The organism is Rhodoblastus acidophilus, assembly GCF_025961575.1.
GTDB lineage: Bacteria > Pseudomonadota > Alphaproteobacteria > Rhizobiales > Beijerinckiaceae > Rhodoblastus > Rhodoblastus acidophilus_C.
Genome location: NZ_JAOQNX010000039.1, coordinates 36,129 through 42,995, shown reverse-complemented (window position 1 = coordinate 42,995; position 6,867 = coordinate 36,129). Strand labels below are relative to the sequence as shown.

Annotated in this window: 3 protein-coding genes; all 3 read left to right on the top strand. The window is 66.4% G+C overall.

From position 1 onward, the window contains the following. Window positions 1–647: 647 nt before the first annotated feature. The 3 genes from M2320_RS20890 to M2320_RS20880 all read left to right on the top strand — a co-directional run bounded on the left by M2320_RS20890 (window position 648) and on the right by M2320_RS20880 (window position 6,799). Window positions 648–3,038 carry a hybrid sensor histidine kinase/response regulator gene (locus tag M2320_RS20890; RefSeq protein WP_264598939.1) on the top strand — a complete coding sequence of 797 codons (2,391 nt, stop codon included), beginning with the start codon at window positions 648–650 and terminating at the stop codon, window positions 3,036–3,038. 72 nt (window positions 3,039–3,110) lie between these two features. Then, the gene (locus M2320_RS20885; protein ID WP_264598938.1) at window positions 3,111–5,318 is read left to right on the top strand and encodes a type I secretion system permease/ATPase; all 2,208 of its coding nucleotides are present in this window, start codon (window positions 3,111–3,113) and stop codon (window positions 5,316–5,318) included. Next, on the top strand, window positions 5,315–6,799 hold the full coding sequence (locus M2320_RS20880; protein ID WP_264598937.1) for an HlyD family type I secretion periplasmic adaptor subunit: 1,485 nt from the start codon (window positions 5,315–5,317) through the stop codon (window positions 6,797–6,799). Before M2320_RS20885 ends, M2320_RS20880 begins: the two co-directional genes overlap by 4 nt. Window positions 6,800–6,867 lie beyond the last annotated feature (68 nt).

The following is a 6,867-nucleotide window of genomic DNA, read 5'->3' as shown; positions in this document are numbered from 1 at the left end:
CGATTGTCAAACAGCAGGGCCAAAGAATTTAAGCCTCACACCCTAAGGTGTCAACCCGATCCTTCAGCGACACGTCATCCCCGGCGACCTAGCCGACCAAACCCACGAAGGTTCAGTTGAAGACGCGTCAGCGTCCGCCGCCAGTGACCGGCAGCGACGCCGTCGATGGCTGGCTTATAGGACCTCCCCGCTCGAACCGTCAAGCGCCTTTTTCAAAAAAGTTGCATTTTTCGCGCAAAGCGCATCGAAGCCATCCGGAAAACAGATGGTTGCGGCGGCTTCACGCCCCCTGCCCTTCGCTAGGCTGCGAGGACGTCCTTTCAATTTGGCTTTCTGCGCGCCGAAAGAGGGCCGCTCTTCAGAGCGGCCCAGTCGGGGAGGAGGATGTGGCGGTCCCGCCCCGGATGGGACGGGACATCGACGAAACCGCCGCCGTTGGCGATGGTTTCGTCGGGGATCGAAATCGGGGCGAGATCTCCTCTTGGCTGCAGCGGTCGGTCCCGTGGAATCGCCGATCAGGTTTCCCGCATTGCCCCAAGGGACCGGTCCTCTAGAACTTGAGGAAGCCGGGATTTCACCGATCCCCGCGCGAACAGGAAAACCGGGAGGACACGGTCCCACACGGCCAGACAGGCGCTCGGACGCCCATGCTGCGATGGCTTGGAGCCCTGCTGAATCGCATTGAAAGCAGGCCCACGGTCGCAGCGTTCGACGGTTGGACGATCGAGCGTCGTCTCGCCGCGCTCGTGCTCACCCTCGCCGTTCCCCTGAACATTCTGGTCGCCGTCGTCATCTGGCATGTGTCGTCGGCTCAGCAGGACGCCGCGCGCAACAGCCTGCAATATACCGCCCGCGCCGTCGCCCAGGGCGTGGACGCAGAATTGGACAAATACATGCGTCTCGCGGAGGCGCTGTCGCGGTCGCCGGCCCTGGTCGACGGCGATCTCGCGGCTTTTGAGGCGGAAGCGCGCGCGATTTTCGCCGAATCCAGCGACGCCTATGTCGTCGTCGGCGACCTCGACGGAAAGCTCCTGCTGAATCTGGCCGCGCCGCGCGGAGAGGCGCTGCCGCCGAGGACGCCGTCGGAACTCGCCGCGCAGCGGCTTGCCGCGGGCAAGCGGACGCCCGTGGTGTCGCCGCTGCGAAAAGGGCGGATCGCGAACGATTGGGTGTTCAGCGTCGAATTGCCCGTGGTCGCCGATGGGGAGGTCGTGCGCGCCCTGGGCGTGGTGGTCAAACCGCGGGGATTCGTTCGGCTGCTGAACGCCCAGTCCATGCCAGCGAACTGGTTTGCCGGCATTATCGACCAGGACGGCCGCTTCATCGCCCGAGTCCCCGGCAACGACCGCTATTTCGGCGGGCTGGCGTCCGACGGGTTCAGGGCGAGCCGCGGCAAGGAGGGCGCGTTCGAAATCCTGTCGCTGGAGCGCCAAGCCATCGTCCAGGCCAACGCGGTTTCAGGCTTGAGCGGCTGGACCGTCGGCATCGCCATCAGCACGGAAGAATTGCGCGCGACGGCCCTTGGCGCCATGGCCTGGGCGGTGGCGGCGGGCGCCCTGGTGTCGGCGCTGAGCATTATTCTCGCGGCGCTGATCGCCCGGCGGATCACCCAGCCCATCAAGACTCTGCACCTGGGCGCCCAGGCGCTGTTGCGCGGCGAAATGGTCGAAATCGATCCGAAATCGCCGGAGATCCGGGAAGTCTGGGACTCCTTGCGCCAGGTGGCGGCGGAGCGGCGGCTCGCCGAGGCCCAGCGGCGGGAGAGCGAGGCGCGCTCCCGGGAAGCCCTGCGGCGGATCAACGCCGAGCTCGAAACGCGCGTGCAGACCGAGGTGCAGGCGCGCGAACTGGCGCAGGCCAAACTGGCGCAATCCGAAAAGCTGGCGGCGCTCGGCCAGCTCGCCGGCGGCGTCGCGCATGATTTCAACAACATTCTGCAAACCATGGTGGCCGGCGCCGGCCAGGTGGCGCGGCGGTCGGACGATCCGGGGATCGCCAAAGTGGCGCGTCTGCTCACCGAGGCCGCCCACCGCGGCGAATCGATCACGCGCAGGCTGTTATCCTTCGCGCGCCAGGGCGAATTGCGTCCGGAGGCGGTCGATGTCGCGGCCACGCTCGCCGGCCTCTGCGAAATGCTGGCGGCGACCATTGGCCCGAATTACGCTCTGCGCCTGGACGTCGCGGACGATCTGCCCCGCGCGCTGGTCGACAAGGGCCAGCTCGAGGCGGCGCTGGTCAATCTCGTCATCAACGCGCGCGACGCGACGCCCGGCGGCGGGGCCATCGAAATCAGCGCCAAGCTCGACACTCCGCACGGCCGCCCTGGCGACGCCCCCTTCATCCGCTTCTCCGTCGCCGACACCGGGACGGGGATGGACGAAGCGACTGCGGCGCGGGCGCTGGAGCCGTTCTTCACCACCAAGGGGCCGGGGGCCGGCACGGGCCTGGGCCTGCCCATGGCGCGCAGTTTTGCCGAACAATCCGGCGGCGCTCTGGCGGTGGACAGCGCGCCCGGGCGCGGCACGATCGTCTCGCTTTGGATTCCGGTTGCGTCCGAAAGCGGCGGCGCGCGCGGCGCGAACCGGCGCCCTCCCCTGCCCGACGGCGCGGCGCGACCCACGATCCTGCTGGTCGATGACGAAGACGCGCTGCGTCACGTGCTGGCGGCCGAGCTCGCCGACCATGGTTTTCGGGTCGTCGAGGCGGCGAATGGCGCGGAAGCGCTCCAACGTCTTGGCGACGCTCTCCCGATCGACGTCCTGGTCACGGACCTGACTATGCCGGGAACGAACGGCGTCGAGCTGATCCAGGCCGCGCAAGCCGCCCGGCCGCGCCTGCCGGCGCTGCTGATCACCGGCAACGCCATCGAGGCCGCGACGGCATTCCTTGCGGAAGCTGATGGACAAAATGTGGGGCTGGTGCGCAAGCCCATCGACTCCGCCGGGCTTGCCGACAGGATCATGGCGGTGCTGGAAAAATCGCTCCCGTCTCCGCCCGCCTCTTGCGGGGGCGCAGCGGAAGCCGCGCCGCTTGGTTGACAACCGAATGCGCTCCATTGCTAATGCGGCGGTAAACACTTGGCGAGCACCAGGCTCAACTGCGGGCTGGCGATGAATATTGAGCAAAATGTTTTGTTGGAGCCAGAAGCGTCCGCCGACAGGCCTATCAGTGATGCGCAAGTGCAAACGCCCGCGCACACCGGCCTTCTCGCTCTGTGCGGCGTGGCCGCCTATTATCGCATCGCCGCCGACGCCAGCCATCTCGCCAAGGATCTTGCGATCGCGGCGCCGGAGGAGACGCCGAGCGATCTTGTGCGCGCCGCGGCGCGCATCGGTTTGAGGGCGCGCGTCATCGAAAATCCGACGCCAGCGCGGCTCGCCAGCGCCCCCGTCCCCGCCCTTTTGCGCCTCAGGACCGGCGGCTACGTTGTGTTCGGCGGCAAGACGCCGGACGGCTTGTGGCGCGTCGTCGATCCCGTCGGCCATGTCGCGCGCAATTTGACGATCGACGACCTGCTCGCCGAAATCGCGCCGCTGCTGATCCTGGTGGCGCGACGCCGGTTCGGCGGCGCCGGCATCGATCCGAAGACGTTCGGCTTCCACTGGTTCGCGCCTTCGCTATGGCGCTACCGCAAGCCGCTGATCCATGTGCTGATCGCCTCGTTTTTCGTCCAGCTGTTCGGGCTGGTGTCGCCGCTGTTCTTCCAGGTGGTGATCGACAAGGTGCTGACCCATCGCGGCTATTCCACCCTATTCGTGCTGGTCGGCGGCCTCGCCATCATCGGGCTGTTCGACGTCGCGCTGCAATATTTGCGCACCTATGCGCTGTCGCACACCACCAACCGCATCGACGTCGAACTGGGCCAGCGGCTGTTCCGCCATCTGGCGCGGCTGCCGGTCGGCTATTTCGAGACCCGGCCGACGGGGCAGACGGTGGCGCGCGTGCGCGAGCTTGAAACGATTCGCGCCTTTCTGACGGGACAGGGGCTGTTTTCCGCGCTCGACCTGCTGTTCACCTTCGTCTTCATCGCGGTCCTGTTCGCCTATTCCTGGAAGCTGACCCTGGTCGTGCTCGCGACCATTCCGCTCTATCTGGGCATTGCCGCGCTCGCGCGGCCGCTGCTGCGTGAAAAACTGAACGAGAAATTCAATCGCGGCGCCGAAAGCCAGCAGTTCCTGGTCGAATCCATCGTCGGCATGCAGACGCTCAAGGCCGCCGCGGTCGAGCCGGTTGTCGGCAAGCAATGGGAGGAAAGGCTCGCCGCCTATGTGCGCTCGGCTTTCGACACGACCATGCTGGGGGCGAAAGGCCAGAACGCCATCCAGTATGTCAACAAGCTCTCGACCGCCGCTCTGCTGCTGTTCGGGGCCAAGGCGGTGATCGACGGGGAATTGAGCGTCGGCGAACTCGTCGCCTTCAACATGATCGCCGGGCAAGTGGCGCAGCCGGTGCTGCGGCTGTCGCAATTGTGGCAGGATTTCCAGCAGGTGCAGGTGTCGGTCGAGCGGCTCGGCGACATTCTCAACCATCCGCCGGAGCCGACCCCGGCGACGCGGGCCTTGTTGCCGCCGCCGCGCGGAAAGATCGAGTTCCGGCACGTATCGTTCCGCTACCGGCCCGATGCGCCGCAAGTGCTCAAGCAGATTTCGCTGCGGGTCAATCCGGGCAAGGTGATCGGCATTGTCGGGCCGTCCGGCTCGGGGAAATCGACGCTGACCAAGCTGATCCAGCGATTCTACATTCCCGATGAAGGCCAGGTGCTGCTCGACGACATGGACCTCGCCCAGGTCGATCCGGCCTGGCTGCGCACCCATATCGGCGTGGTGCTCCAGGAAAACCTGCTGTTCAACCGCTCCATCCACGACAATATCGCGCTGGCCAATCCAGCCATGCCGCGCGCCCATGTGATGGCCATGGCGCGGCTCGCCGGCGCCGACGAATTCATCGGCAAGCTCCCTCAAGGCTATGACACGATGATCGAGGAGCGCGGCGCCAACCTGTCCGGCGGCCAGCGCCAGCGCATCGCCATCGCCCGGGCGCTGGCCACCAATCCGCCGATCCTGATCTTCGACGAAGCCACCTCCGCGCTGGATTACGAGAGCGAGCGCATCGTCCAGCAGAACATGCGCCAGATCGTGAAAAACCGCACCGTGTTCATCATCGCCCATCGCCTCGCCGCCGTGCGCGACTGCGACGTGATCATCGGCATGGTCGACGGGCGGCTGGTCGAGGCGGGCAGCCATGACGAGCTGCTCAAGACTCCGAACGGCCTCTATGCCCGGCTCTGGGCCATGCAGAACGAGCGGAGCGCGCCATGAACGCCGCCATGAACGCCGCCTTGGAAAAGCTGCGGGCCGCTGCGCCAAATCTTTTCGGCCGGGCGAAACGCTCCGATCGCGCGCCGCTCTCCGATCGGGAATTTCTGCCCGCCGATCTGGAAATCCTGGAATCCCCGCCCTCGCCGGTGCGCATGGCGCTGATCCTGATCATCGCGGCGCTGGTCCTGGTGGCGCTGGCCTGGAGCTGGTTCGGCCGGCTCGACATCATCGCCGTGGCCCAGGGCAAGATTCAGCCGGCGGGCCGCGTAAAGGTGATTCAGCCGCTGGAGCCAGGACGGGTCGTCGGCATTCGCGTCGAAAACGGCCGCCATGTGGTCGCCGGCGACGTGCTGGTGGAGTTCGACCCCGGCGAGGCGCGCGCCGAGGAAGCCGACGCGCGCGGCGCCTATGACGCCTACCGGGCGGAGGCGCTGCGCCGCCGCATTTCCGTGGAATCAGCGGAAAAGCGCGAATTCACGCCGGCGCCGGCGATCCCGTTCGACGCCGATTTGCCGCAACAAATTCGCGACCGCGAAACCCGGGTGCTCGCCAGCGACCTCCGCCAGTTGCAGGTCGCCGTTGAGGGATACAGCGCCCAGATTCGGCAAAAGGAGATCGAACGCGACCGCGCCGATGGCACGGTGGCGGCGCAAACCGAATTGATCGCGACCTTGCAGCAGCGCGTCGACATGCGCTCATCCCTGGTGAAGTCCGGGTCCGGCGCCAAGGCCAATCTGATCGACGCGCAGGAGAGCCTGGATTATCACAAGACCCAGCTCGCCATGCAGAAGGGCCAACGCGATTCCGCGGCCGCGGCCATCGCCGTCCTTCATCTCGACCGCGACAAGGCCGTCACCAGCTTCATCGCCGACAATGCGCAGAAAATGTCGGAGGCGCAGCGGCAGGCCGACGACTGGCGGGAGAAACTGGCGAAGGCGCGGCTGAAATCGCAGCGCATGACCCTGACCGCGCCGATCAACGGCATCGTCTATGGCCTGACCGTGAACACGATCGGCCAGGTGGTCGGCGGCGGCGACGAATTGATGCGCATCGTGCCCGAAGACGCCGCGCTCGAAATCGAATGCTACCTGCTCAACCGCGATGTCGGCTTCGTCAAGCCGGGCCAGAGCGCGGTGGTCAAGGTCGAGGCGTTCCCGTTCACACGATTCGGCACGCTGCCGGCGAAAGTGACCCATGTGTCCAGCGACGCCATTCCGGAGCCCGAGGCGCAGCAACGCGAGGGCGACGCGGCCCGGCTGAACAAGGAAAAGACCTTTGGCGGCGGGCAACGCACCCAGAATCTGGTGTTTCCGGCCACGCTCGCGCCGGGGCGCGCGGCGATGGATGTCGACGGCGTGTCCACGCCGCTGACCCCCGGCATGGCGGTGAGCGTCGAAATCGCCACGGGACGCCGGCGCATCCTGGAATATATCTTTTCGCCGCTGGTGGAGACGGCTTCGGAGGCGATGCGCGAGCGATAGGCGCGTCGCCCCTATTTAGAATAATTCAAAATCGCCGCATTTCGTTTCGGCGCCTGGACTCCCGCTGC